We start from the raw sequence: 26,011 nt of genomic DNA, 5'->3' as shown, positions 1-26,011 counted from the left end.
GGGATTCACGTTCGCGTTGTTCGGGTAGTAGTTGTATGGGTGTGATCGTCAGGTGCTCGCAGGCGGCGTTTGGGCTCGGCCCTCGTCGCCTGGGCTTTAGAGACACTAGGAACCCATCGCTGCCCCACCGTCGACCGGGAGCACCGCACCGGTCACGTAAGCCGCGCCGATCAGATAATGCACGGCGTCGGCGACCTCCGCCGCCTCGCCCGCTCGGCCCGCCGGGATCCGCTCGGTGTATGACGCGAGCCGGACTTGCCGTTGATCATCAGGAACAAATGCCCACCAGGGTGTGTCGATGACACCAGGTGACACGGCATTTACCCGTACCGGCGCCAACTCGGCCGCGAGCGGCGGCACGATCCGTTCAATGGCCCCGTTGACCGCCGCGAGTGCCACGGTGCCAGGCATCGCGGCACGGGCGGACACGGCCGACACCATCGTGATGGATCCGGTCACCTTGGCGCGCTGAATTGCCGACAGGTAGCCGAAAAGCTTTCCTTCGAACGCCAACCGTATGTCCGCGACCCGAGTGTCAGACAGATTTCCCATGCCAACCGCGCCCGGACTGAAGGCCAGCACTAAATGGTCAATCACGCCGGCACGGTCAAAAAACGACGCCACCTCGGATTCGGATGCCCCGTCCACCTGCTCGGCGGCCGCGACCCGATCCCGGACCGCCGCCAAGCGGTCCGGATCGCGACCTGTAACGATCACGTCGGCACCGGCCGCGGTCAGCTTTTCCGCGCTGGCGAGGCCGATTCCGGACGTACCACCCATGATGACTACCCGCATGACAAAACTTCCATTCCAATACGCCCCGTCTCGTTATCAATCCAAGGCTATAGCGAGACCCAGCGTCTTGTAAAGTGGCGGGATGACTGGTGATCGACAGCCCGGACGGCCGCGCAGCGAGGCGGTCCGGCAGGCGATTCTGGCCGCTGCCGCCGACGAGCTGACAGAAAAGGGATATGCCGCGCTGACCGTCGAAGGCATCGCCGCCCGCGCGGGCGCGGGTAAACAGACGATTTACCGGTGGTGGCCGTCCAAGGCGGACGTCGTTCTGGACGCCCTGCTGGAGGCGGCGGCAAGCAGGATTTCGATCCCAGACAACGGCACCCTGCGAGCCGATCTGACGGCATTCCTCGCAGCCACTTTCCGCCAGCGCAGCCAACGTCCCATCCTGGTCGGGCTGATGGCCGAGGCACTGCTGGATCCGGTGTTCGCCCAGCAGTTCCGCGATCGGTTCCTGTTCGGCCGGCGGGCCGCGCTGCGCGGCATTCTGGACCGGGCCGCGCAGCGGGGCGAAATCTCAGCGGATGTACGGATCGAGCTGCTCATCGACGTTGTCTATGGTGTGCTGTGGTATCGGTTGTTGCTCGACCACGCGCCGCTAAGCGAGGCGGCCGGCCGGGAGCTGGCCGCACTGGTCGTACGAGCCGCGGGTCAGCAGGTTTCGTAGCGATAGGCAGGATCCGCCTTCGGTGCCACGTGCCGGTCGCGGAGAATGACAGAGGCGTGCGCTCCATGGTCCTGGCAGGCCGCACGAAAGGGCGACTCACCCTGGTCGCTGTATTCAATATCGATGTAGTTGTTTCCGTACGCGGCCGCGTATTCCCCGCATTCGTGGTAATACGAGCATTCCTCGGCGATCGCGAAGTCGAACCCGACGACCGTTCGGCCGAGCCTGCCGTATTCGTGGTTCGCGTTCTTCTGTCCGACGGCCAGCCCGCGAGAATGCGCATATCGCACGAACGCGACCATGAAATCGCGGTCCGCCGCAAACGGAAAAGTCCCGTGCGAGCGATTGTACGAGTCGAGGTTGTCCGGTTCGATCGCCTGGAAGCCGGACCTTCGGCAGCCGTCTATCCACGGCTTCTCAATCTCCAGGATCTTCGCTCGTTTATCCGCGGTGGACACGTCCAGAACAGCCTCGTTCCACTCCTGGTCGATCACCGGGTGCCCATCCTGGCCTTTCACCACCAAATCCGGATGCTGGTCGGCCCACCACGACAGGGTGCCTTCCGCCGGTGCGCTGGAAGAATCATCGGGATCCGGTTGGCTCTGCAGCGCGTTCAGGTAGCAAATGTTGTATTTTCCGGAAACCGGGCTGACTAGTCGGTCGCGGTCGACGATCGCCACCGACGCGTCCGGCTGGTACGGTCCGCCGATCTGGTAGTCGAACCGGCCATGCACCGGCGGCGCGACCACCGTTGCCCGATCTGTCTGCGGCGCCGTGACTGCCGGACCTGTGGGTGGCGTGGCTGAGCATCCGGCCAGCACAACCACACCGACCAGTGTCACAAGGAGTTTTCTGGTCATGCTTAGCTAAAGACTCCTCAGTGCAGTGAGGCCGCTCTTGAGCTGCTCCAGTGCTGCCGCTATCCAGGGCAACTCTGTCGGGTGGTCGCTGCTCAGCGCGGTCCAGCGCTGCTCGTCGGTCTCACCGTAAAGCAGGCTCGTAGCGACCCGGAACCGGAATGCGCCCGGGTTGTCACCGAAGGCGGCGCCGGACAACACGCCTATTCCGTACTGGTCTAGCAAAAACTCGGCAAGGTCGTCGGAGCCCTTGACCCCGCGAGCGGCAAGAGCCGGCCGGAAACATTCCAGATCCGGATACGAGTAGAAAGCCGCGTTCGGCTTTCGTACGGCCGCCCCTGCAGCGGTCAAGATACCGTAAACAGCAAGGGAAATACGCTCGTGCAGCCGGCGGCTCGCGGCGACCTGGATCATCACCGAGTCGGGATCGTCCAGCACGTACGCGGCAACGTCCTGCATGGGCGCGGCAAGACTGGACCATAGTTCGCTGGCGATGCCGATCACCCGCTCACGAATATCCTCACCGTGTGGGCCAACCGGGAATCGGGCGAAGCCGATCCGCCAGCCGCCCAGTGCCATCGCCTTGGAAAGCCCGTTGGTGACGAAGGTCCGGTCCGGCACGTACGAAGCCGCGCTGACCGCCTCTTGTGGACGGTGGCAGAGATCCCGGTAGATCTCGTCGGAAATAATCGCGAGGTCGTGGTTTTCGGCTATCCGGCATACCTGTTCGACCAGGGCACGGTCAGCCATAGTGCCGGTCGGATTGTCAGGCAGGGTCAGCAACAAAACGCCAGGGCGGCGGCCAGCTTTTCGGGCTTCTCGAAGGGTTTCCTCCAGAAGTGCCGGATCGGGCATGCCACCGGCCGCGGCCGGAGCCGGCACCCCGATGACGTGTTTTCCGGCGAGCGCCGCTTGCGCCGCGTACGTCAGCCATGCTGGTTGTGGCAGCACGACATCGCCAGGCAGAGCCGCGATCAGGGCGTAGAGCAGAGGTTTGCTTCCTGGCGCGAAAGCGATCTGCGCGGCATCCGTTTTGAGCCCCCGCCTAGCGAAATAGCCGGCCGCGGCCGTACGAGCCGAGGGCGACCCGATCACCGGGCCATAGCCGTTGCGGCCAGCGTGCGCGGTCAGCACTTCGGCGATCTCCGGCAGCACCGGCAACCCGGCCTCGCCGAAACCGAGATGCACCACCTGCTGGCCGGCGGCCCGCATGGCCGCGAGCCGCTCGTTGACCGCCAACGTCGCCGAGTGGACAACCACAACCGTCTCCGTTCCTGGACAAATCACGTCACTGCCAGGCTCGCACATCAGGGACGGACAAACGCCTTCTGTGGCCAGCGCCTCTTCACTGGCGGGTCAAGGCAGCACCGGAAGGATCAGGCCGGACGGGCGGTCCGGATCGTGATGGATCTGGAAGCGGGTGGGTCGCATCGCCACCGCGGTGGCGGTCGGCTCGCCGAAGCCGTGGTTTCGGGGATAACGTGGGAAAGAGCCGCCCGCGACCTGCACGCGGAGCCGGTGACCGGTGCGGAAACGGTACGCCGTGGGCCACAACTGGAGGCGGACCGGCTGTTGGCCAGCTGCCATCTCCGGTGTCAGCCGAATGATGCGGTCGCAAACGTTCAGTGAACGGCCGGCCCGGTCCACATCACACAGCCGTACGACCAGATCACCGAAACCGTTGTCCGTCTGGACGAAGACCTCGGCGACGACATCACCCACCACGTCGAGCGGCTGGGTGAGCGCCGGACCGGTGAAGGTCAGCACATCGGACCGACGCTCCACTGTGGACTGGTCCTGCTGCTTCGACTTGCCGGCGAAGACCGCACCGCCCACGTTCGGCGTGGGATCTGCCGGATCGTACGTGAAAACGTCCGGCCCGCTCTGCGCTGGTACGTCCGCACCGAGGCGGCCGGCCGGCAGCAAGTGCAGCCGCCGCTCGGTGACTTCGGCCGGGGGCCATTGCTGGAGGTCGAGCCAGCGTTGTGCGCCCTGTAGGAAAATCCGAATCGGCGCGCGCCGCAGCCCGGTGGTATCCCCTTGCAAGTGAGCGGCGAGGAAGGAGATCTGGTCGTGCACCATCGTCTTGGCGCTGCCCGGATCCCCGTGGTTCCACGGCCCGACGGTCAGTCGCGGCGACCGGCCGGCGGCGGCCAACGTCTTGAAATCCGCCAGCTGCAACGGAAGGAAGATGTCCCACCAGCCCGTCACCATGCTGATCGGCGCGGTGGTGCCGGCGACCGCGGCGGAATGGTCGATGTCCGACCAAAACTCGCTGCCCGGCCCGTTGTGCTCGACGACCTCTCGCCAATAAGGCGACGGTTTTCCCAGCGACACCACGTCAGCTTCGCCCAGTGGCAGCGAACGGAGCCCGGCGTCGATCCGCCGGTTCACCAGGGGTCGGGCCAGCGGCCCCCATTTGTTGGTCTCCTGTAAGCCGGTCTGCACCGTCCACACCAGACTGGTCTGCAGGCCGAGAGTGCCGCCGTCGTACTGAGCGAGGTCGAAATTCGACCCGGTGACGCCGAGGCACATCGCCGCCGGCGGTTCTTCCAAGTACGGCGCGAAAGCCCACTGGGTGTAACCGAGATAGCTCGGGCCCGCGGTGGCGATCCGACCGTCGCACCACGGCTGGGCCCGGATCCATTCAGCGGTGGCCAACCCATCGGCCCGCTCCCGATGGAAGGCCTCAAAACGCCCACCGGAGCCAAAAGTTCCCCGCACGCTCTGCAGGAAGACCTGGAATCCACGGCGCGCCAACACCATCCCGAAGGCCTGCCGGGTCAGCGCACCGCGTCCGTACGGCGTCCGGACGATCACCACCGGCAGTGGTTCGTTGCCGCGCGGGCGAAATCGGTCCGCGAGCAACACGACACCGTCGGGCATCGTGGTCCGCTCCCGATGCGTTTCCACGTCTTGGGTGGTCGCCGCCGGCAGCCCGAGCAGCCGGTCGACAGCGTTATCACGCCAACTCAACGCCTTCGCGGCTACCTGACCGTCAAATCCAGGACCTCGCAACGCCTTCACCCTTGCCTCCCTCGCGGTCTCCCTTTCGAGTCTCGCCGATGAAGATCGCGATGGCGAGTCAGACTGCTAGGACGTGTTTCTGAAGTCCGGGTGGATGAGGGTCGAGATCCAAGCGTCGTCCTGCGAGTGCCGGGCGGTCGCGCTCATACCTTTGTTGTATGGGTGTGATCGTCCGGTGCTCGCAGGCGGCGTTTGGGCTCGGCCCTCGCCGCCTGGGCTTTAGAAGCGCGTCCTAGGACGCGCTCAGCCGCAGGTGGGCGGCCGGGAGCGTACGCCGACGATCGGTGACGACGACCGTGGCGACCACGCCGAGGAACAGCCACCCGAGCAACTCGGTGATGCCGGCCGCGGTGCCGCCGGTGCCGGTGGCGATGGCCCGCAATGCCTCGTTGGCCCCGTGGGTGGGCAGGATCGCCTCCACCGCCGAGAAGACCTCGGGCACGGTGGAGACGATGCCAGTGGCCAGAGTCAGTACCAGCACGGCGATCGCGGCGAATCGGCCTGGGCGCTGGAAGATCGCCACGATCGCTTGATTGATTGCGGTGAAAGTCAGCGCTGACAGCAAAGTGACCAGAAAGAACGACCCTCCGCTGGCTAACCCCAGGCCCAGGACCGGAATGAACACCACGCTCAACACCGCGGCCGCGATGACGGCCACCGCCACGCCGGGCTCCGCGGCGTGCAGAATCGTCCGCCAGGTGGGTTCTCGAGACATCAGTACGCTGGTGGGCACCGCGCGGGTGACGAGGTACGTGGCGAGCGCGCAGCACCACAGCGCGAGCGTGATGAAAAGGGCCGCGGCCGTACGACCAAAGTCGGGTGCGTCGGTGGCCTGGCCGGAAATCGGGGTAGCCGCGACGGCCTTGAGATGCGTCCGCTGTTCCGGGGTGTAGGTGGGCAGCTGGTCGCGACCAGCATCCAGGCCGGTGGCCAGTTTTTGCGCGCCAGCGTTGGCACTCGACACCCCGCCGGCCAGCTGACTGGCTCCACCGCTCAAAGTCGAGCCGCCCTTGGCCAGTTGTCCAGCACCACTGGCGAGCTGGTGGGCGCCGATGTCCAGTTTCCGGGCTCCGCCGGCCGCACTCGCGATGCCACCAGCCAGTTTCCCGGACTGGCCGGCCAACTGGGCCGTGCCGTCGGCGACCTTGCCAGCGCCGGCGGCGAGCGCCTGAATGTTGTTCTTGATCGCCACCGCGGCGGCGCGGATGCTCGTACGGCTGCCATCGATGAGCTTCGCATCACTGGAGAAGCGGTTCGCCACCTGGGAAAGTTGCCCGCAGAACTGCGGGTCACCGCCATCGGCACGGCACCGGGCCGCAAGCTGTTGGAATTGCGCGGCCGCGGTCTGCGCGGACGGCAGCGTGTCGATCGCGTGAATCACCTTGTCAGCCAACGGTACGATGGCCGCGGCGAGTTGTTCGTTGCCGTTCGCGACCTGCCGGGCGCCGGCCGCGAGCTGTTGGGTGAGCGCGGGCAGGTTCGCGGTTTGCTGCTCCGCTTGGGAAAGCCCGGTGGCCAGTGTCGAGGTGCCACCGGCCAGCTGGGATGCGCCGGAAGACAGCTGGTTCGCCGCCGAGCTCAACTGCTGGGCACCGCCGGCCAGCGCATGCGCGCCAGTGGCCAGTTTTGCGGTGCCAGCGGCCAACTGGTCGGCGCCGCCGGCGGCTTCTTCCAGCTGGCTGTGGATCGTCCCGAAGCCTATGTAGATGTTGTCGAGGTATGTCTGGACAATCTGGGTGTTGAGGGTCGCCATGGTGGCTTGCGCGACCTGCCGACTGGCGAGCGGATCCAGCAGTCCGGAGTGCTGCGAGGTTTCGATCCGCAGGGTGGCCTGGGTCGCCTGCAGCGGGTTCTTCTTACTGGTCGAGGTGGCTTGGGCGGAGAAGTTCGGCGGGATGGTGACCGCCGCCGCATACGTACCGTCGCTGAGGCCCTGCCGGGCGTCCGCGGCATCGGTGAGCACCCAGCTGTAGCTGGAATCCTTGCTATGGGTGAGTTTTCCGGCCAGCTCTCGGCCGATGGGGATGATCTGACCATTCACGGTGACCGGTACGTCGGTGTTGACGACGGCGGCTTTGGCCGCGCTGTGGTCGCCGAGCGGATTCCAGAAAGCCCAGGTCAGCAACCCCGCGATCACCACTGGCAGGGCGATCAGGCCGGCCCAGGTCCGCCAGGTCAGTGGGCCCGGAGTGATGGCGCGAACAGCGTACGCGAACGGCGTGTACATCAGGCGACCTCGACTGGCTGCGCCGCGAGCGCGACGGTGGTGAGTTTGTCCGGTGGCAGGATGTCCTGCAACAGCAGCGGATTCTGGCAGGTGAAGACGAAAGTAACCTGACTGGGTTGAGCGAACAGTGCGCGGAAAATCTCCCGCTGTGCGGTGTTCACCACGGTATCGAGATCGTCGAGCAGTACCAGAGTGATGCCGGCGGCCACCGCCGCGCGGGCCTGATCGGCGGCCGCGTCGGTGTCCCGGCAGGAAATCAGTGCGACCTTGGTGCGTACGGCGTGAGCATGCTGCGGAAGGACGTGGCCGAGGACCTTCAGATCACCGTCCACTCTCGACACCCGACCGGCCAGGGTGAACAGCAGCGCGGACTTCCCGGACGGCCCCGGGCCGTGCAGACCGAGCAGCTGCCCGGGTGCCACGTGCAGTTCCACACCACCGAAAACGGTACGGTCGCGGTCATCGCCAACCCGCAGTTCGCGGGCGCTAATAACCTCACCCGACCGCGGCGACGGCCAGTCGGCCAGCCGCAGCTCGTGCACCATCGCGTCGCCTTCCGCGTCGAAGATCGGAAGTTTGCGATCCAGCCAGGTCGGCAGCCACCACGCCCGATGCCCCAGCAACGCCAACACGGCCGGCACCAAAGTCATTCGTACGATAAAAGCGTCCACGAACACGCCGACCGCGAGGCTGAAAGCGATCGGCTTGATGGTCGCGCTGCCTTCGGGTACGAACGCCGCGAAAACCGCGAACATGATGATCGCCGCGCTGACCACCACCCGGGACGCGGAAACGAAACCGGACTCGATGGCGTGCCGTGGATCACGGTGATGGACGTAGTCCTCACGGATCCGGGAAACCAGGAAGACCTCATAGTCCATCGCCAGGCCAAAAAGCACGCCCATCAGGATGATGGGCAGAAAACTGATGACATTGCCGACATGCGACACATTCAGGATCCCAGCCAGATGACCCTGCACGAAAACGAACGAGGTGGCACCAAAAGCCGCACCAACGGACAACAGATAGCCCAAGGTTGCCTTGATCGGCACCGCGATCGATCGGAACACCATGGCCAGCAGGACGAGCGAAAGCCCGACCACCAGCAAGCCGAAGGGCAGCAGCGATCCGCCCAACTTGGCCGACACGTCGATGCCGACCGCGGTCAGGCCGGTGACGGCGGTCGCGGTTCCGTACGCGGCAAGGAAATGCGGCTCCAGCGCCCGCAGCCGGGTGACGAGTTGTTCGGTCTGCGGCGAATCCGGGGCCGTCGTGGGCACCACCTGGATAATCGCGGTGTCGGCCTTCGGGTTGGGCGTGGCCAGCGGGACAGCGGCCACTCCGGGAACCCGCCGGATCTCGTCGGCGATCTTGTTGGTGACTCCGATCGGGTCGGTGCTGGCGATGATATCGACGGTGACCAGCAGCGGACCGTTGAAGCCCTCGCCGAAATGTTTCGCGACCAGGTCATAGGTCGTACGGGAGGGACTGCCCGGTTCCTCGGTTCCGTTGTCCGGCAACGCGAGTCGCAGGCCGAGCGCGGGGATCGTACACAGCGCCAGTAAGGCCACCACGATGACAACCGTCACGGCCGGCGCTCGCGTCACCAGGGAAACCCAGCGATGGCTCCAAGATGGGCGCGTACGGCGTGGCTTCTTGCGACGTTTCGGTGCCCTGGGCCGCAACCGCTCGCCGGCGAAGCCCAACAGCGCCGGAATCAGCGTCACCGCGATGAGAACCGCGAAACACACCGCCACCGCGGCCGCTATCCCCATCGTGGTCAGGAAGGGAATGTCTGCGACGGCGAGTCCCAGCAGCGCGATAACCACGGTCAGACCAGCGAAAATGACCGCGGATCCGGCGGTCGCGGTGGCTCGCGCGATCGACTCCTCGACGTCCAGGCCCTCGGTGAGCTGATCTCGATGGCGGGACAGGATGAACAGTGCATAGTCAATACCCACCGCCAATCCCAGCATCACCGCCAAAAGCGGTGCGGTCGACGAGATCGGAGTCAGGACGGTGGCAGCGAAGATGAGTCCGACCGAGATCCCCACGCCAAGGATCGCGGTGAGCAATGGCATGCCAGCGGCGATGAACGATTTGAAGACCACCAACAACACCAGCAGCGCGACCAGGATGCCGACCGCCTCGGTGGCGCTCACTTTCGGTATATGATTGGAGAAAGCGTCACCGCCGGGATAGACACCGGCGCCTGGACCAAGCCTTTTCTGTAAGTCGGCGGCGATCCCGGACACGGTCGCCTTGGTGGTCGCGGACACGTGCGCGAGATTGACCTTGAGCAGCACCGCGACCAGGGCCGCCTGGTGGTCGCGAGAGACCGCGTTCTTCACGTTTTTCGCGAAAGGATCGACGACGGTCGCGACCTGGTCGACCTTTTTCAAGCGGGCCACCGCATCGGCGACCGCGGCCTCTGCCGCCGGGGTGTCCACCCGCTGGCCGGCTGGTACGAGCACCACCAACTGCGCGGAAGTGCCGCTCACCTCGGGAAAAACGTGCCCGAGATAGTCGAGGGCGTCCTGGGACTCCGAACCGGGGATGGCGAAAGCGTCGTCGGTGCCGCGGTTGGCCAGCAGTGCCGTCCCGCCGACGGCGACCAGCGCGACTACCCACACCACCAGCACCAGGCCACGGGCCCGTGCCGCGGCCCGGCCCAGCCGGTAGAGGAACGACGACATTGTCCACACTCCACACGCTGCATCGATACATTGTGTATGCTGATGCAGAGGGTATCGAATACACCGCGCATCGCGCCACAGGGAGTGACCGACGGCATGCCAGAGCCGAACCGTACGACCAAGCGACGAGCCGAGACCAGACGACGGCTGGTCTCGGTCGCGTACGAAGTCTTCGCCGAACACGGCATCGGGGACGCGCCGGTCGAGCTGATCTGCGAGCGCGCCGGCTTCACCCGCGGCGCCTTCTACTCCAACTTCACCAGCAAGGAAGCGCTTTTCCTGGCGGTGTACGAGGAACAGATGCAAGTACGGCTGGACCGGCTGCGGGCCGCCGTCGACGAGGTCATCGCCGATCCGGCCAGCCGCCACCCGGAGTCACTCCGCGAGACGCTCGGCCGGATCGGCGAGCGTTTCATGGCGCCGCTGATGTCCGACAAAACCTGGTATCTGGTGTGCGCGGAGTTCCGCGTACAGGCGCTGCGCCAGCCGCCGTTGCGGGCCCAAACCGAGGCCGCGCAGGAAAAGTTCCGGCAGGCCACCGCCGAGGTGTTGACCGAGTCGTTGCGGCGACTCGGCATGACGTTGACGGTGAGCGCCCGGGACGCGGTGCTGGTCATGACCGCCACCTACGAAACCGCGCTCGAAAGAGCCATTTTCGAGGAAATGGACTCTCCTTTGGACAACCGGTTCGTCACCGAGGTGCTGCCCATCCAAATGATGGGCCTGATTACCCCGCTATAGCCGCGAGTTGCCGCCATTCCGGCAGCGGAATCCGGCCGGAGCCGGCGGTCAACACCTGCAGGCAGACGTGGTCAGCACCGGCCTCCAGATGCTCTGCTACCCGTTTTTCGATCGCCTCCAACGGATCCCGGCCGGTGTGACCGGCGACCAGAGCGTCGATCAACCGATCGCTGGCGCCGTTGGCGAAATCAGCCTCGGCGAAGCCGAACCGGCGCATGTTGTTCTGGTGGTGCCGGGCGATGGCGAAGTACGGGCCGACGTTCGTACGGGCGATGTCCCGCGCCTTCGCTCGGTCCGGCTCCACCACAACACCCAGCTCGACCCCGAGAAAGGCGTCCGGGCCGACGATTTCTCTTGCGGCGGCGGTGTGTTCCACCGGCACCAAATACGGGTGCGCGCCCCAGCCACGCTCGGCGGCGAGCCGCAGCATGTCCGGTCCGAGGGCGGCCAACACCCTCGGAGGCCGTGCCGGCAGCGAAAAAAGTCTCTCGGCAGCGGATGCGGCCTCATCCATCGCGTCGAGGTAGCCGGCCATCGCCGACACCGGCTTGGGCGTACCAGACCGGTCGATCAGCCGCGGGATCACTTGCTGGTCGCTGGCGATTTTGCCGCCCAGCCCCAGCAAAAACCGGTCTGGGTACGCCTCGGCCAGCGTCAGCTGTGCATGTACGGCCGCGGCCGGCTCACGCCAGAAAACCCGCGCGATCCCGGTCGCGACGACCATCCGCTGGGTCGCGCCCAGCAGCAGAGCGGCCTGAGTGAATGCCTCCCGGCCAGCCGCCTCACCAAACCACAACGCACCAAAACCGAGTTTTTCGATCTCCGCGGCCGATTCTCGTACGAGACCGGCCGGCTGTCCATCAAAGGCAAAGGTCCACAGTCCGACACGTCCGAGGTCCAGGCTCATTCTCCCATCACCGCCGGCGCCAGTTTTTCCAGCTCGGCAAGGGTTTCGGCCGCGAGCACCAGTCGCTCGGTCTCGGCCAGTGCGACGCCGAGCCGGGCGAACACGTCCTTCCCGCCGACTCCCTCGCCGACCCCCAGCGAGCCGTACCCGAGCCGCTCCACCCCCGCGACGAAGTGGCGTTCCTCGGCCACCGGGATCCCGCCCAGTGCCCCAGCGCCGGCACCGAACACGCCGACCGGACCCAACCGGCGCCGGGTCTGCTCGACCAGCGCAGATGCAGTCATAGAGTGCCTTTCCAAAGCGCTAGGGTTAACATGAGGCTGCCTCCGATTAATATACGGAGGCTACCTCCGATTGGCCAGGAGTGCACTCATGGACACCAGGCGGCCGATGCGTGCGGACGCGCGCCGCAATTACGACCACCTGCTGGTCCAGGCCGGGGAGGCGTTCCAGGCGCATGGCGTGGACGCGTCCCTGGAGGACATCGCGCGGGCGGCCGGTGTCGGCATCGGCACGCTCTATCGGCACTTTCCGAACCGCGACGCCCTGTTGCTGGCCCTCACCGAAGAGCGTTTCGACCGGTCCCGGGCCAGCGCCGAGGCCTTGCTGGACGCGGCCGACCCAGTGGCGGCATTGACCAGCTGGCTGCGGAGGTTCATCGCCAACTCGGCCACCTACCGCGGGCTGCCGGAGTCGGTCACCTCGGTGCTGACCAACCCCGACTCCAGTCTTTATGCGACCTGCCACGCAATGCAGGACGCCGGCGGGCGGCTGCTGGCTCGCGCGCAGCAGGCCGGCGCGGTCCGGCCGGACGTGTCGGCGCGGGACGTTTTCCTGATGGCGGCGGCGATCGGCTGGGCCAACTCGCAGGTGCCGGACGACCCGGAGCGGATCGAGCGGCTGCTCAGCCTCCTGATCGACGGACTATCGAGGCCCTACGCCGGGCCGGGCCTGCCGGAAAGGGCACATATTGTCTCCTAGAAGGACACCCGCTGCAGGCTGTCCGTACGCAACACCGACTCCTGCTGGAATGCCTTCTTGTAGTCCGTACGGATGTGCTCGATCTTGCCGTTGGCAGCCCGGTCCGTCACCGGGTAGAGAATGATGATCACGTACGACGTCTCCTTCTCGATCTTGCCGGAGTCGTCCTTCCACTGCCCTCGGCCGGTCAGCAGGGTGAGCCCGTCCGGAAATGCCGGGGTGATGTCCTTGTCGACGAAGCCGTCGAACTGGGCCGGCGTGACCGATCCGCCGTTTGGCTTGCTGGAGCCAAAATAGAGCTCGGTCCTGTCATACAAATTGGTCGCGGTCTGGGCGTTCGCGGCCGGTACGGCGTCCAAAGCACTCGACGCGACCGCGGGAGCCGCCCCGCCGACTCCGAGCAGCACGGCCGCCGCGCCGACTCCCAGCAGGACATTTCTCGACTTCATGACCGGATTTCCTCTCGATGAACAAACATCAAACAGCTGAAGCGTACGTTGCAGAAAATACCGCAAATAGCCATAAAACTGGTGAGGCTAGCCATCTGGAACGATCGGTTACCCGAAAGGGAAATACCCCGCCACCGCCGGCTATGTTGGACAGGCCGCCCAGTGCGCGGCCCACACCGACCGCGCGGGGAGGCGCCGATGCAGGTCCGACTAGTACTGCAGGGCTACTCAAGCGGCGATAGCCGAGCCCAAGTGTCGTCTAGCGGCACGGCGAAACCGCCCACGTGGCGCTGCCACGCAGGGCGGCCCCGCCGCACCGCCAGACGACACTTGGATCTCGACTCTCATCCCCATGAGTAGCCCTGCAGTACTAGTCGGACGCGACGCCGAGATCGCGCTGCTCGCGACCGCCGTACGGGCCAGCGCCGAACGGGTCGGCCGGGTGGTGCTGCTGACCGGCGACCCGGGCATCGGGAAGTCCCGGCTCGCCGCGCATACGCTGCGGTCCGCGGCCGATCAGGGCTTCGCCACTCTGGAAGGCACCGCGCATCCGCTGCACGCCGGCCTCGCGTACGCACCGGTCGTGCAGGCGATTCGGCGCTATCTCAGCGATTTGCCGGCGAACGACTCGGTGCCGCTGCTGTCCGGGCTGGCTGACCTCGGCCGGCTGCTGGACGATCCGCGGCTGCCGCCGGCGCCGCCGCTGGGCGACCCGGAGCTGGAACGTACCCGGATGTTCGAGGCGGTCGCGCAGTTGATCGAGCGGATCGCCGACCGGCGGCCAGTGGTGCTGTTCGTGGACGACCTGCACTGGGCCGATCGCGGCACCATCGAGCTGGTGCACTACCTCGGCCGTGGCGCGCAGGACCGCCGGATCCTGGTGCTCGGCAGCTATCGCAGCGGCGAGCAGAAGTCGCCAGCGCTGCGCGCCTTCGCCGCCGCCGTCCGCCGGCACGACGTGGACACCGAGATCGCGCTCCGTCCGCTCGCCGACAGCGCTGTCGCTGAGCTGGTGAAACAGCTGGTCAACGAGCCGGTACGGGCAGACTTGCTGGCCGGTGTGACGCGTCGCGCCCGAGGCATCCCGCTGTTCGTACGAGCCCTCATGCAGAGCACCACTCGGCTGCAGGGCCCGCCGGCGGTGGTACGGGACGTGGTGCTCGGCCAGCTGGACCGGCTGGATCCACCCGCGCGTGGCCTGCTGAACGTCGTCGCGGTCGCGTCCGAAACCAGCCCGGAAGTGCTTGCCGCGGTCTGGCCGGGTGAGCTGGAGGGACCTCTTCGGGACCTGGTCGGGCACGGGTTGCTGACTGAGCAGGTCACCGGCCGGTCGGTACGCGTACGGGTCGCCCATCCGCTCTACGCCGAGGTCGCGTACGCCGAGCTCACCGCCGCCGACCGGCGCCGGCTGCATGCCCGACTGGCCGACGCGATCGAGAAGCTGACGCCCGCCGACACGCTCGCGCTGGCGCCGCACTACCTGGAGGCCGGCGACGCGATCGACTCCAACCGCGCGCCCGACGTGCTCGGCACCGCGGGCGAGCGTGCGCTCAGCATCCATGCGATCGAGGAGGCTGTACGATATTTCCGTGCCGCGCTCGCTGGCGCCGAGCCGTCCACTGACATCAACCGGCGGATGGAGTTGCTCACCGGCCTGGGCCGCGCGCTGCAGGAGAACGGGAAGCTGACGGACGCGGCCTCGGTGTGGAGTGAGGCGCTCGCGCTGGCGCAGCGGGCCGGGCTGGCCGCACAGCACGCCTCGCTGCGTTATCGGCTCGCGCTGCTGGAAACCGAGCGAGGCAATTTGTCGTTGGCTGAGCAACATTCCCGGGCCGGTGCCGAAGTGGCCCGGCCAGACGCCGGAGACGCGCAGGCTTTGGCTCTACGGCTGGTTTATTCGATGCGTTCGGGCGACGAGTCACGGATGCGCGCGGCCGCCGATCACACCGCCGCGCTGGCCGCCCTCGATCCGTCGCCGACCGTACAAGCCGCGGCACACATCGGCCGCAGCGTGCAGGCCTGGGTGAGCGGCGATTTTCGGTTGGCCCGCGCCGAAAGCGAGGAGGCGCTGGCGTACGCGGACCGGGCCGCCAGCCAGTCGCCGATGGTCGGCGCCACCGCGAACCGGATGCTGATCACCATGTCCACCGCGGCCGGCGACCTCCCAGCCGCCAGCCGGCACGCCCAGAGTGGGCTGGACACGCTCACCGAATACCATTTGCCGGCGGCGATGGCGTCCGCGTACTACAGCGTCGCGATGGTTCACCACCTTGCCGGCGACCTGACTGCCGCACTCGCCGCCGTCGACACCGGCCTGGAGGTGGCTCGGCGGTCCTCTGGGGCCCGCGCGATCGCCCGATTGTTGTTGTGCCGCGCCTTTTTACTGGCCGAGCAGGGTCGCGGCGGCGAGGCCGCCGACTGCATCGCGGACGCCGAGCAGACCCACCCGATCGGCACCGCCGGCGATGTTCCGATGACCTCGATCTGGGAGCTCAGCCGGATGGCCGTCGCCCTGCTGGTTGGCCGCCCGCAGGCCATTTTCACCGTTGTACCACTGGACGAAGACGCGATCGTCATGTGGCAGCGCCCGGTTTTCGCCACGTACGCTCACCTTGCCACCGGTGACTTCGACGCGGCCGCCGCGATGGTCGCGAAACTCCGCGAACACGGCCCGGTCGGCCGCTATATCGACACCCTCGCCGACCGCCTCGACGGCCTGCTCGCCGGCGCCACCCACTCCCCAGACCGCGCCCGCGACCTGCTCGCCCGCGCCGCCAAGGAATTCGCCGCGATGGGCATGCCCCTGTTCGCCAGCCAGGCCCGGCTGGAATGGGCCGAACTCACCCCCGACGACCCAGCATCCGCCGACGCCGTCACCAGCTCCCTGGAAGTTTTCCAGCGCGCCGGCGCCGTCCCCTGGGTCGACCGCTGCCGCCGCATCGGCCGCACCCTGGGCCTGCGGGTCGCCACCACCCGCCGCGCCGGCGACCTCAGCAACCGCGAAACCCAGGTCGTCCACCTCGTCGCCGACGGCCTCAGTAACGGCCAAATAGCCGGCCGCCTGTTTTTGAGCGAGCGTACGGTGGAAACCCACCTGCGCAATGTCTATCTGCGGCTCGGGATCAATTCCCGGGTAGCTCTCGCCCGCTGGGCCGCCGAGAATTTGTGACTCCTTTCCCGACGCTCACCCCGCACCCAGCGTCGAGTGCGGGACTTTAACCCACACTCGACGCCCAGGGCGGAACAAAGTCCCGCACTCGACGAAAATCTCGCCCGCCCCACCCGCGAAGACCCGGCCACCCAAACCGGACAAACGGGACGCCGCCGGAGCCGCTTGCGGCGGCTCGCCTAGTGCCGTGAGATGACAGGTATGACTGTTCTGCAGAGCTTCGACCTGACCGGAAAGCGCGCGTTGGTCACCGGCGCGAACCGCGGCCTCGGCAAGGCCTTCGCGCTGGCACTGGCCGAGGCCGGCGCCAGCGTGGCCATCACCGGCCGGGACAGCGCACGAAATGCGGCCGTACTCAAGGAAATGACCGACGCCGGCCACCAGGCGGTGGCGATCACCGCGGACGTCACCCAACGCGCGGATGTGGAGCGTACGCTCGCCGAAGCCATCGACGGCCTCGGTGCGGTGGACATCCTGGTCAACAACGCCGGCCTGTGTTTTCACCAGGCGGCATTCGACGTGCCGGACGACGAGTTCGACCAGATTTTCGACCTGAACGTGCGCGGACTCTGGCTCTGCAGCACGGTTTTCGGTCGGCACATGGCCGATCGCGACGGCGGTGTCATCGTCAACGTCGGTTCCATCTCCGGGCTCATCGTGAACCGGCCGCAGTTTCAGGCGTCCTACAACGCCTCGAAAGCCGCCGTTCACCAGCTGACCAAGTCGCTTGCGGCCGAGTGGGCGCCGCACCACATCAGGGTGAACGCTTTGGCTCCAGGCTATGTGAAAACCGAGATGGCGCCGGTCGACCGGCCGGAGTTCCGCCGGATGTGGATCGAGGACTCGGCCCAGCAACGCTATGCCACACCAGCCGAAATCGCGCCCAGCGTGGTGTATCTGGCCAGTGACGCATCGGCATTCATGACCGGATCCGTCCTCGTTGTCGATGGTGGCTACACAATTTTCTAAGCTCAGTCTTATCAACGGCGGGCCTGTCTCGACGTACCGTCGGAAAAGGTTGCCTTCGTACGGCTTTCCGGTGGCAGCCGCCGACGATCGACGGGGAGACCTGAATGAAACCCGCAAGCACCGCGCTGGTCCTGGCGATTGCTGGGCTTTTCGTGGCTATGTCCGGATTTTCCCTCGCCGCTTACGCCGCCCCAGCCAGTGGCCCGAACGACCCGGCCCAACAGTCGCTCGGCTCCCCGCCGCCCGACTGCGGTTCGCTGACCGCGCTGAGCCCATCGCCGTCCGCGTCCGTCTCTCCCAGCCCACCCAGCACCCCGGCAACCCCGACGGTGTCGCCATCCACCTCCATCTCCCCAAACGCGACGCCCACCGCCACCCCGACGGCTTGTACGTCTGCGCAGCTGCAGCAGGGCGGCGCGCCACCGGCCGGACTGCCCAAGGCCGCCCCCACCGGCGACGGGCCGGGCGCCACCGTGCAGCAGCCGCCGGCCGCCGCGGCCGACCCGACCACCGCCAGTCCCACTCCTTCGACGACAACCACGACCACCGCGAGTCCCACCGGCACCCCGTCCGCGTCCGACTCGCCCACCGCCAGCCCGACCGCGAATGGCAGCCTCCCGGTCACCGGCTCGCAGAGCCTCGCGGTGGCGAGCACCGGCATCGTGATGCTGGCCGCCGGCGTACTGGCGTTGTTGCTGGTAAGGCGCCGCCGGACCGGCCAGTCCCAGTGACCTCAACCTTGGCTGACGTACGCTGGACGGTGTGACCGAACATCCGCAGATCGCGCGCGAGCTGAGCGTTGGTCAACTGGCCGAGCGCAGCGGTGTGGCCGTGTCGGCGCTGCACTTCTACGAGTCCAAAGGGCTGATCAGCAGCCGCCGGACCAGCGGGAACCAGCGCCGCTACCCGCGTGACACGCTGCGCCGGGTGGCCTTCATCAAGGTCTCGCAGCGGGTGGGGATCCCGTTGAAGACCATCCGGGAGGCGCTCGGGCGGCTGCCGGAGGAGCGCACCCCGACCCGCGCCGACTGGGCCCGGCTGTCCGCCGGCTGGCGGGAGGAGCTGGACACCCGCATCGACCAGCTCACCAAGCTGCGGGACGACCTCAGCGACTGCATCGGCTGCGGCTGCCTGTCCCTGAGTTCGTGCATGCTCCGCAACCCGTACGACGTCTACGCCGAGCAGGGCCCCGGCCCTCGCCGCCTTCTCGGAACCGGCAAAGCCCGCTCTTAAGGTAGTCAAGAGGCCGTTCACAGTCGGGTCACAGCAAGGCCGCCGACACTGTCCTTATGGCAGTTATTCGGAGCCTTGGTCCGTACCGGTGGATCGCCGCTGGGTACGGGCTGGCCGTGGTGGTGTTGATCGTGTGGACCACCGGTCTCGCGATCGACATGCTGAGCCAGTCGCCGCCGGCCCGGCACGTGGTCACCTGGGTGGGCCTGGACATTGGCCTGATCTTCGCCTTCGTGGTCGCCGGTTGGCTCGCTCTTCGGCGCGACCCGCGGCTGGGGCTGGTGGCCGCCGCCTCCGGCACCGCGGTTCTGTTGGACGCGTGGTTCGACGTGACCACCGCCGGCCCGAGCTGGCTGTCCGACTCGATCCTGCTCGCGGCCACCGTCGAAATGCCGTTCGTGCTGGTCAGCGCGGCCGTCGCGGCCTGGGCCTACACCCGCCGCTATCGGTCGTCGAACACCTTCGACGAGTCCACCACCAGTGGCCTCGGCGTCGCGGACGCCAGCAGCGCGGAGGTCGCGGTGGCCAGCTCCGGTCGCGGCTGATCGGCCCCCACCAGCCACAACGGCGTCGGCTTGGGCGCCGCCTCCCGTTGGAACAACGCTCCCGACCGCCGATGGGCCAGGTCCATCGTGCGTACGTGGGTGAACTCCTGACCGACGTAATACCGCCGGAGCCCGTCGTTGGTCTTCCAGGCATCCAGCCGCAGCCACTGGGCGTCGCGCTTGTACGCCTGCTCCTGCGCCCAATCCAGGACCTGCGCGCCGAGCCCGCGACAGCGCCGGTCGATGGCCAACTTGCTCACATAGAGCGCCGGCTCCAAGCACTCGTCCCGAGACCAGAACTCCTTGTCAGGGCTCTCGTCAAGCGTCACGGTCGCGACCGGCGTGCCGTGGTCGACCACCAGATAGGTCGACTGCTGGTCGATCGCCTCCATCAGCCGCTCCGCCGGGAACCGGTCCGGCCACTGGTCCAGGTGCTTGTCCCGGTGCAGCCAGGCGGCAGCGCCCGCGAGCAGGTCAGAGACCGCGGTCACCTCGGCCGGCCCGGCCGGGATCACCCATCTCACGCGGGGACTTCGTACACGATGCGGTGCCGGTCGCCGGGAAAGATCGAGCGGGTCCAGCGGACCGGACCATGGTCGGTGAAGCCGGTACGGTTGTGCGCCAGCACCGGGATGCCCTGGCCGATCTCCAGCCGCTGAACCTCCGGTGGGCGCGGCATCCGTACGGTCAGCTCGTCCACGTAATGCGTCTGGACATGCCCCATCTCAGCCATCAGCTTGATGACCCCCTGCGGGATGTCGCTCGGGCTCAGGATCTGACTGCCCTCCACCAACGCCAGCGGATAGTACGAGTCGGTCGTCGACCACGGCTGGCCGTCAACGTACTGCAGGCGCCTGCGGACGACGACGTTGTCCCCCTTGGAGATCTTCAACGCCGACACGATGTCCTCGTTGGCGATCACGATCTGCACCTCGATCTGCTGCGACGCCCGCCGGTTCTGCTCGGCGACATGCTGCAGGAACGCGTCGGTGTCGCTGACCTCGCGGCTACGTGCGGACTCGGATCGGGACGCGTGGTAGATCAGCGGTTCCACCCGGCGTACCACCCGGCCACGGCCCCGACCGCCGGTGATCAGGCCTTCGTTGGTGAGCGCGCTGAGCGCCAGCCGGACGGTGTTGCGGGAGACCTTGTAGTTCTCCGACAGCTCCTTCTCGGTCGGCACGGTCTGGCCCGGCGAGAGGTCGCCGCGGGTGATGCGAGCCCGCAGGCGAGAGGCGATTTGGCGGTATTTGGGGCCGGTTTCCGGCTCGATTGTCACGTCCCACTCCCAGCCACGGTGCCCTCCTGGATGAACACCATCTAAGAATTGTACCAACAATACCCTCAGTGCCTAAAGGGTAGTGCGCGGCGTGCCGTCGTACTGTACTGTCTGCCTTGTTGGTACATAGAGTACTGACAAGCCACTTAGCACATCGTTCATCAGTTGTTTGGGGGGAGCCCGAGGGCATCGCGGCGTGGCGCGGCGCTCGGCGTGGAGTCGAGGAGAAAGTCGGGGAGGCAGATCATGAAGACCGACAAAGGCTCAGCGTTCATCGGCCGCAAGCGTCCAGTACGCGGCCAACGGGGAATTTTTCTGGTCCCCACCGTGCAACTGAGCATCAGCACCGTGGTGCTGCTGTTCATCGGCCGTGGCTTTCTGAAGCTGCTGGCCGCGATGGCCCGCCGCCCGATCGCGACGATGATCGTCGCCGTTCTGGTGGCCGGCTGGATCGCCTGGGGTCCGGTGACCCTGCTGACCGTCCTGGGCATCACCGCCCTCACCACCGTCGCCGTGGTCATGACCTGGCGTTATGCCGACCCGGTCAGCTATGGCAAGTGGTTCCGGGCACCAGTGCGATCGCGCTGGCGCCGTCGCTGGGTGTACGGCCGGAACTGGCAGCCGGCGATGGTGCTCACCGGTCTCGCCCGGACCGTCAACGACATCGAGTACGCGCCGTACGTACGCCGGGTGCACAGCTCCAACCGTCGTGATCTGGTGCAGATTTCCATGCTGGCCGGCCAACTTCCCGCGGACTACCTGGCAGTCGCCGACCAACTCGCCGCCACCTTCGGCGCGGTGCGGATGACCGTACGACGCGACTCGGACCCGTCCCGCGTCTGGCTGGACTTCCACAAAACGGCCGAACTCGCGGCCCTGCCCCCGCTGGACCACCGCCCGAGGCGATCCAAAAGCTCTGTGGCGTAACTAGCGTCTGGCTATTCCGTCGGAATAACCAGACGCGACCAGGCCCTGTCTCCTTGGTCAGTTTCTATCGGGGGATCAAGGAGACAGGACCTGGTTCTTTTGTTACGAGGCCATTTCGTTAAGAGACTGCACAAAGGCCGATTTCCGGGCCTTCCCAGCGGCGCCGGAACCACCGGTCGTGGGTCGCCACCACAATGGCGCCGGGTGCCGACCGGAGCGCTTCTTCCAGCTCCTCAGCCAATTTCAGGGACAAGTGGTTGGTCGGCTCGTCCAACAGAAGGACGTGCGGCGGCCGCGCGATCAGCAAGGCCAACGCCAACCGGCGCCGTTGTCCGACCGACAGTGCGCCGACCGGACGATCCAGGTCGCGGGGTGCGACCAGGCCGAGTCCAACCAGTCGAGCGCTTTGCTCGTCACTGTTCTTGTCGTAAAGCTCCCGAGGCGTACGATCCGGCTCGGCGAACACCACATCTTGTTCCAACAGGCCAATCCGCATACCCGGTGCCAGCTGGACAATGCCGGCGTCGACCGGCAGCCGACCGGCCAGCACCGCCAACAAGGTGGACTTCCCGGACCCGTTCGGCCCGGTCACCAGCAGCCTGGTGGTGTTGAAGACATCGAGCCGGTCGATTTCCAAGCGGCCGTCCACCCGTACGTCCCGGGCCGCGATCCCCAGCAACTCCCGGCGCACCTTTCCGGTCAGGGTGCCGGAAAACTGCAGTGGCGCCGGCGGTTTCCTGATTTGGTCACGAGTCAGGTCGTCCAGTCGCTGCTGGGCGTTGCGTACGCGCCGGGAAATCTGCTTCTGGACCCGGCCGCCGTGGAAGTCGTATTCCAACTTGCTGGTGTTTCCGCGGGGTTTGTGGTGACTGACGCCTTCCCGGGCCGTCACCGCGACCGAACGGCGAAGTTCTTTCAGCTCCTCCTGCTCGGCCTCGAACTGCTCCTGCCAACGAGCCCGCTCGGCCCGTTTTTCGGCCAGGTAGTCGGTGTACGTGCCGCCGTAGCGCTGCGGCCCACCACGGGCCGGGTCCAAGTCGACGATGTCCGTACAGACGGCGTCGAGAAAAACCCGGTCATGCGACGCGACCACCACCACACCCGGCACCTGGCTGAGCTGTTTTTGCAGGAACTCCAACGCATCATCGTCGAGATGGTTGGTCGGCTCGTCCAGGATCAACGCGCTCGGCTGCCGGATCAGCAAAGCCGCCATGCCGAGCCGCGCGCGCTGGCCACCGGACATCTCGTCGAGCCGGCGGTGATGGCTGAGGTCGTCCACGCCGAGACCGGCCCGGACCAGCTCGGCACGCCGGTCGGCGTCCCACAGGTCGTGTGCCTGCGCCCATTCCAGCACGTCACCATACTCGTCCAGCAGGTCAGGACGGTCCGGTAGCGCGGCCGTCAGCTCATCGAGTTTCGCTTGCGCCGTACGGATTTCCGACAGCGCGTCATCGATGACCGAGGCGACTGTGGACCTCGGATCGTACGGCAGCTCCTGGGCCAGGAAGCCGTGATCCGGCGGTCGCACGACCGTGCCGGAGTCCGGCGTTTCGGCCCCGGCCAGTAGCCGGAGCAGAGTGGATTTGCCGATGCCGTTCTCGCCCACCAGGCCAAGGCGATGACCTGGGGAGGCGGTGACGGAGATACCGTTGAGGATGCGGCGGTCGCCGTACCCCTTGACGAGATCTGTGGCAATAAGGGAACTATGGAACATCGGGACACCACCGAGGAAAGTCGGTTTGGATAGTCCACCGGGCAACAGACGCCTCGGGCGCGGACTGGGTCTCGATGTCAGCTCAGCATGATGCCACGAGTTTAACCACGCACTTACAGGCTTCGTCAAGCCAACTATTGCGCCCGTCACGTGTTCGCCAATGCCGGGTTCGGCTCTCGGCGGTCCATTCGATCAGCGAGGCAGTACTGCAGAGTGTGCGCTCTTTGCAGTCTCTGCATTTCATGCGTACCATGCACTTCATGGCCGCGTAGGCCTGCCCTGAGGAGGAATCATGCGAGAGATTCAGAACTTGTTGGACGAGCTGACCAGTGCTGGCGACGAGATCGGCGTCCAGGTCGCCGCCTGTATCGACGGCGAACTGGTGGTCGACCTATGGTCCGGGGTCGCGGACGTACGCACCAGCCGCCCAGTCGACGGCGACACGGTCTTCGCCTCCGCGTCCGCGCTCAAAGGCGTCGCCGCCGCGGTCGTCGCGGTGCTGGTCGACCGCGGCGTACTCGACTACGACGCGCCGGTCGGGAAATACTGGCCGGAATTCGCACGCAACGGCAAGGAAAACACCACGGTCGGGCAGGTGATGTCGCATTCGGCCGGGTTACCGTGGGTGCCGGACGGCATCGGCGTCGATGACCTTTTCGACGTACCAGCACTGACCAGGTGGCTAGCCGAACAGCCTCCGGCCTGGGAACCGGGCACCGCCAGCGGCTATCACGGCTGGACGTACGGATTCCTGGTCGGCGAGATCGTCCGGCGGGCCAGCGGGCGGACCATCGACGAGGTCCTGCGCGATGAGGTTTGCGCTCCACTCGGAGTCGCACTGTCCTTTGGCACAGCCAGAACCGAGCGCGACGCGGTCATTTATGACGGCGGCTGGGCAGCGTGGATCCGGTCGCTGCCAGCCGAGTTCCCGCTCCTTCGGGCCGTACCAGTGGACCTGCTGGCCGAAATGGCCGAGCGGAGCATGGATTCAGCGCAGGCCAGCATCGCTTCCATCGGCTCGATGACGGCCCGTGGCGGGGCTCTTTTGTACGCTGCACTGGGGAACGGCGGCGAGCTCAACGGCGTCCGGCTGATGTCCGCGCGGACCGTCGCGGCGGCGACGGCCGTACGCACCACCGACCTCGACCGGGTGTTGCTGAGCCCAATCGCCAAGTCGTACGGTTTCTTCCTCGGGCAGCCGGGCGGATACGAGGTGGGCAGCCGAAACACGTGCTTCGGCATGAACGGATCCGGCGGCAGCCTCGCCTTCGCCGATCCGGACCTGCGATTTTCCTTCGCTTTCACGCACAATCGGCTGACTGCCGGATCGGACGACCACGCCGGCCAGCTCGTCGAGCTGGTCCGGGCCGCCCTCGGCGTACCGGATTTCCGATGACCGCGCCGGCCAGCAAAGTGCCCTTGACACTCTGGGGACAGGCGGCGATTCTGCTGCTCGGCGGCTTCGCGTCGATGTTCACGTCGACCGTCGGCACGGTCACGCTGGACACGGTCGCGCACCAGCTGGGCGCCCCGCTGGCCACCGCGCAGTGGACGGTCAGCGGCTACTTGATAGCGATGGCCACGATCGTACCGGCCAGCGGTTGGGCGGCGAAAAGATGCGGCGGGAAGCCGATTTGGCTGGTGGCGATCACACTCTTCGGCATTTTTTCGGCCTTCTGCGCGGTTTCCACCAGCGTTGAAATGCTCATCTTCAGTCGCGTATTGCTGGGACTGACGGCCGGCCTGCTGGTGCCCGTCGGCCAGATGATGATCGCGGTCGCCGCCGGCCCGCACCGGATGGGTCGGCTGATGTCGATCGCCAGCATCCCGCTGGTGCTCGCGCCGGTGCTCGGCAGCACAGCCGGCAGTCTTCTCACTCGCGCGTACGGCTGGCCCTGGCTGTTCTGGATCAATGTGCCGTTCGCAGCTGTCGGCCTGGTCGCCGGCCTGCGTTGGCTGAAGCCCGCGATGAAAACGTCCACCGGACCTTTGGACGTGCTCGGTTTGGCGCTCGTTCTGGTTGGCCTGCCAGCGATTGTCTACGGCGTCGAACAGTGGGCGGCCGGTGGCACCGGTGGTCTGGAGTCCACAGTGGTCGGAGTGGTGCTGCTGATCACTTTCGCCGTACACGAGGTGCGTACGCGCCATCCGCTGCTGAATCTGCGCCTTTTTCTCGACCGAGCGTTTTCCTCGACAGTCGTGGTGATGTTCGGCATGGGGATGGCGTTGTTCGGCGGCATGATCGTGCTGCCGGTGTATTTTCTCCAAGTCCGACACGAGGATCTGGTCACCACCGGTCTGCTGACCGCACCCACCGCGGTCGGGACCGTGCTCGCACTGCCGTTGGTCGGCCGGTTGACCGACCGGATCGGCGGCGCCCGGATCGTCGTGGCGGGCATTGTGGTGACGATCGCGGGAACACTGCCACTCGCGTTCATCGGCACCACCGACAGTTATCTCTGGCTGGCCGCTGTCCAGTTGGTCCGCGGGCTCGGCATCGGGATGACCACCATTCCAGCCATCGCGACCGGGCTGGCCCGGCTGCCGGCCGATCAAGTGCCGGACGCCACTCCGGTCTTCAACATGATCCAGCGGATCGGCAGTTCTTTCGGCATCGCGATCCTGACCGCGTTGCTGAGCTCTCGCCTCGCTGACGGCCCGCACACCGCCGCCGCGGCCACTGGTGCGATCGGATACGTGCACGGCTGGGTTGTCGCGGCGACCGCTGTCGTTCTCATCCCCGCGTTGCTGATGCTGCGCCCCGGAATATCATTGCAACACAAAGAAGCCCCCGAAAGGACCAAGTTGTAACACTAGCATATCCGGCT

Annotated in this window: 23 protein-coding genes; 11 read left to right on the top strand and 12 right to left on the bottom strand. The window is 66.6% G+C overall.

Going from position 1 to position 26,011, the window contains the following annotated elements:
- Nucleotides 1-105: 105 nt before the first annotated feature.
- Complete coding sequence (locus ABD301_RS12265) at nucleotides 106-795, bottom strand: SDR family oxidoreductase (RefSeq protein ID WP_344309920.1); 690 nt, start codon at nucleotides 793-795, stop codon at nucleotides 106-108.
- A gap of 82 nt (nucleotides 796-877) precedes the next feature.
- On the opposite strand from ABD301_RS12265, the gene ABD301_RS12260 reads away from it, so the two are divergent.
- Nucleotides 878-1,462: a TetR/AcrR family transcriptional regulator gene (locus ABD301_RS12260; RefSeq protein WP_344309918.1), complete on the top strand. Its 585-nt coding sequence runs from the start codon at nucleotides 878-880 to the stop codon at nucleotides 1,460-1,462.
- Here ABD301_RS12260 and ABD301_RS12255 read toward each other — a convergent pair.
- The 5 genes from ABD301_RS12255 to ABD301_RS12235 form a co-directional block, all read right to left on the bottom strand.
- Entirely contained in the window at nucleotides 1,447-2,322 is an 876-nt protein-coding gene (locus ABD301_RS12255) for an endo alpha-1,4 polygalactosaminidase (RefSeq protein ID WP_344309916.1), read from the bottom strand. The genes ABD301_RS12260 and ABD301_RS12255 overlap by 16 nt on opposite strands.
- A gap of 6 nt (nucleotides 2,323-2,328) precedes the next feature.
- A complete protein-coding gene (locus ABD301_RS12250; protein ID WP_344309914.1) occupies nucleotides 2,329-3,579 on the bottom strand; it encodes a pyridoxal phosphate-dependent aminotransferase in 1,251 nt (416 codons plus the stop codon).
- A gap of 96 nt (nucleotides 3,580-3,675) precedes the next feature.
- Nucleotides 3,676-5,346: a CocE/NonD family hydrolase gene (locus ABD301_RS12245; RefSeq protein ID WP_344309912.1), complete on the bottom strand. Its 1,671-nt coding sequence runs from the start codon at nucleotides 5,344-5,346 to the stop codon at nucleotides 3,676-3,678.
- Nucleotides 5,347-5,578: 232 nt separating this feature from the next.
- The gene (locus tag ABD301_RS12240; protein WP_344309910.1) at nucleotides 5,579-7,573 is read right to left on the bottom strand and encodes a YhgE/Pip domain-containing protein; all 1,995 of its coding nucleotides are present in this window, start codon (nucleotides 7,571-7,573) and stop codon (nucleotides 5,579-5,581) included.
- The gene (locus ABD301_RS12235) at nucleotides 7,573-10,269 is read right to left on the bottom strand and encodes an MMPL family transporter (protein WP_344309908.1); all 2,697 of its coding nucleotides are present in this window, start codon (nucleotides 10,267-10,269) and stop codon (nucleotides 7,573-7,575) included. Before ABD301_RS12235 ends, ABD301_RS12240 begins: the two co-directional genes overlap by 1 nt.
- A gap of 96 nt (nucleotides 10,270-10,365) precedes the next feature.
- Here ABD301_RS12235 and ABD301_RS12230 point away from each other — a divergent pair, with 96 nt between their 5' ends.
- Nucleotides 10,366-11,010, top strand: coding sequence for a TetR/AcrR family transcriptional regulator (locus ABD301_RS12230; RefSeq protein WP_344309906.1), 645 nt, complete (start codon nucleotides 10,366-10,368; stop codon nucleotides 11,008-11,010).
- On the opposite strand, the gene ABD301_RS12225 is transcribed toward ABD301_RS12230, so the two are convergent.
- Nucleotides 10,997-11,917: a TIGR03620 family F420-dependent LLM class oxidoreductase gene (locus ABD301_RS12225; protein WP_344309904.1), complete on the bottom strand. Its 921-nt coding sequence runs from the start codon at nucleotides 11,915-11,917 to the stop codon at nucleotides 10,997-10,999. The two genes, ABD301_RS12230 and ABD301_RS12225, sit on opposite strands and share 14 nt — an antisense overlap.
- Nucleotides 11,914-12,201 carry a hypothetical protein gene (locus ABD301_RS12220; RefSeq protein WP_344309902.1) on the bottom strand — a complete coding sequence of 96 codons (288 nt, stop codon included), beginning with the start codon at nucleotides 12,199-12,201 and terminating at the stop codon, nucleotides 11,914-11,916. Before ABD301_RS12220 ends, ABD301_RS12225 begins: the two co-directional genes overlap by 4 nt.
- Before the next feature lie 88 nt (nucleotides 12,202-12,289).
- Between ABD301_RS12220 and ABD301_RS12215 the strand changes: the two genes are divergently transcribed.
- Nucleotides 12,290-12,898, top strand: coding sequence for a TetR/AcrR family transcriptional regulator (locus ABD301_RS12215; protein ID WP_163571365.1), 609 nt, complete (start codon nucleotides 12,290-12,292; stop codon nucleotides 12,896-12,898).
- Here the strand turns inward: ABD301_RS12215 and ABD301_RS12210 are convergent.
- Nucleotides 12,895-13,347, bottom strand: coding sequence for a DUF3574 domain-containing protein (locus ABD301_RS12210; protein ID WP_163571363.1), 453 nt, complete (start codon nucleotides 13,345-13,347; stop codon nucleotides 12,895-12,897). The two genes, ABD301_RS12215 and ABD301_RS12210, sit on opposite strands and share 4 nt — an antisense overlap.
- 352 nt (nucleotides 13,348-13,699) lie before the next feature.
- Between ABD301_RS12210 and ABD301_RS12205 the strand changes: the two genes are divergently transcribed.
- The 5 genes from ABD301_RS12205 to ABD301_RS12185 all read left to right on the top strand — a co-directional run bounded on the left by ABD301_RS12205 (nucleotide 13,700) and on the right by ABD301_RS12185 (nucleotide 19,263).
- Nucleotides 13,700-16,516, top strand: coding sequence for an ATP-binding protein (locus tag ABD301_RS12205; protein ID WP_344309899.1), 2,817 nt, complete (start codon nucleotides 13,700-13,702; stop codon nucleotides 16,514-16,516).
- Nucleotides 16,517-16,717: 201 nt separating this feature from the next.
- Entirely contained in the window at nucleotides 16,718-17,485 is a 768-nt protein-coding gene (locus tag ABD301_RS12200; RefSeq protein WP_163571355.1) for an SDR family NAD(P)-dependent oxidoreductase, read from the top strand.
- A 104-nt stretch (nucleotides 17,486-17,589) separates the two neighbouring features.
- Nucleotides 17,590-18,216 carry an LPXTG cell wall anchor domain-containing protein gene (locus tag ABD301_RS12195; protein ID WP_163571353.1) on the top strand — a complete coding sequence of 209 codons (627 nt, stop codon included), beginning with the start codon at nucleotides 17,590-17,592 and terminating at the stop codon, nucleotides 18,214-18,216.
- A 31-nt stretch (nucleotides 18,217-18,247) separates the two neighbouring features.
- A complete protein-coding gene (gene soxR, locus ABD301_RS12190; protein WP_344309895.1) occupies nucleotides 18,248-18,718 on the top strand; it encodes a redox-sensitive transcriptional activator SoxR in 471 nt (156 codons plus the stop codon).
- A gap of 56 nt (nucleotides 18,719-18,774) precedes the next feature.
- On the top strand, nucleotides 18,775-19,263 hold the full coding sequence (locus ABD301_RS12185) for a hypothetical protein (RefSeq protein WP_344309893.1): 489 nt from the start codon (nucleotides 18,775-18,777) through the stop codon (nucleotides 19,261-19,263).
- On the opposite strand, the gene ABD301_RS12180 is transcribed toward ABD301_RS12185, so the two are convergent.
- Together ABD301_RS12180 and ABD301_RS12175 are read right to left on the bottom strand one after the other, a co-directional pair.
- Nucleotides 19,161-19,787, bottom strand: a complete 627-nt coding sequence (locus ABD301_RS12180; RefSeq protein WP_344309891.1) for a GNAT family N-acetyltransferase — start codon at nucleotides 19,785-19,787, stop codon at nucleotides 19,161-19,163. The two genes, ABD301_RS12185 and ABD301_RS12180, sit on opposite strands and share 103 nt — an antisense overlap.
- Entirely contained in the window at nucleotides 19,784-20,542 is a 759-nt protein-coding gene (locus ABD301_RS12175; RefSeq protein WP_344309889.1) for a GntR family transcriptional regulator, read from the bottom strand. The genes ABD301_RS12180 and ABD301_RS12175 overlap by 4 nt, the downstream gene beginning before the upstream one ends.
- A gap of 246 nt (nucleotides 20,543-20,788) precedes the next feature.
- Here ABD301_RS12175 and ABD301_RS12170 point away from each other — a divergent pair, with 246 nt between their 5' ends.
- Nucleotides 20,789-21,469: a hypothetical protein gene (locus tag ABD301_RS12170; protein WP_344309887.1), complete on the top strand. Its 681-nt coding sequence runs from the start codon at nucleotides 20,789-20,791 to the stop codon at nucleotides 21,467-21,469.
- A gap of 118 nt (nucleotides 21,470-21,587) precedes the next feature.
- Here the strand turns inward: ABD301_RS12170 and ABD301_RS12165 are convergent, their stop codons facing one another.
- Nucleotides 21,588-23,183, bottom strand: a complete 1,596-nt coding sequence (locus ABD301_RS12165) for an ABC-F family ATP-binding cassette domain-containing protein (RefSeq protein ID WP_344309886.1) — start codon at nucleotides 23,181-23,183, stop codon at nucleotides 21,588-21,590.
- Between the two features lie 292 nt (nucleotides 23,184-23,475).
- Between ABD301_RS12165 and ABD301_RS12160 the strand changes: the two genes are divergently transcribed.
- Both ABD301_RS12160 and ABD301_RS12155 read left to right on the top strand, forming a co-directional pair.
- Complete coding sequence (locus ABD301_RS12160) at nucleotides 23,476-24,579, top strand: serine hydrolase domain-containing protein (RefSeq protein WP_344309885.1); 1,104 nt, start codon at nucleotides 23,476-23,478, stop codon at nucleotides 24,577-24,579.
- Nucleotides 24,576-25,994 carry a DHA2 family efflux MFS transporter permease subunit gene (locus ABD301_RS12155; protein ID WP_344309884.1) on the top strand — a complete coding sequence of 473 codons (1,419 nt, stop codon included), beginning with the start codon at nucleotides 24,576-24,578 and terminating at the stop codon, nucleotides 25,992-25,994. The genes ABD301_RS12160 and ABD301_RS12155 overlap by 4 nt, the downstream gene beginning before the upstream one ends.
- The last annotated feature ends 17 nt before the right edge of the window (nucleotides 25,995-26,011 follow it).

Origin of the sequence: Fodinicola feengrottensis (assembly GCF_039530045.1) — a bacterium.
Taxonomy (GTDB): domain Bacteria; phylum Actinomycetota; class Actinomycetes; order Mycobacteriales; family HKI-0501; genus Fodinicola; species Fodinicola feengrottensis.
Note: the sequence above shows the minus strand (reverse complement) of the source record. Positions and strands in the feature narration are given on the sequence as shown.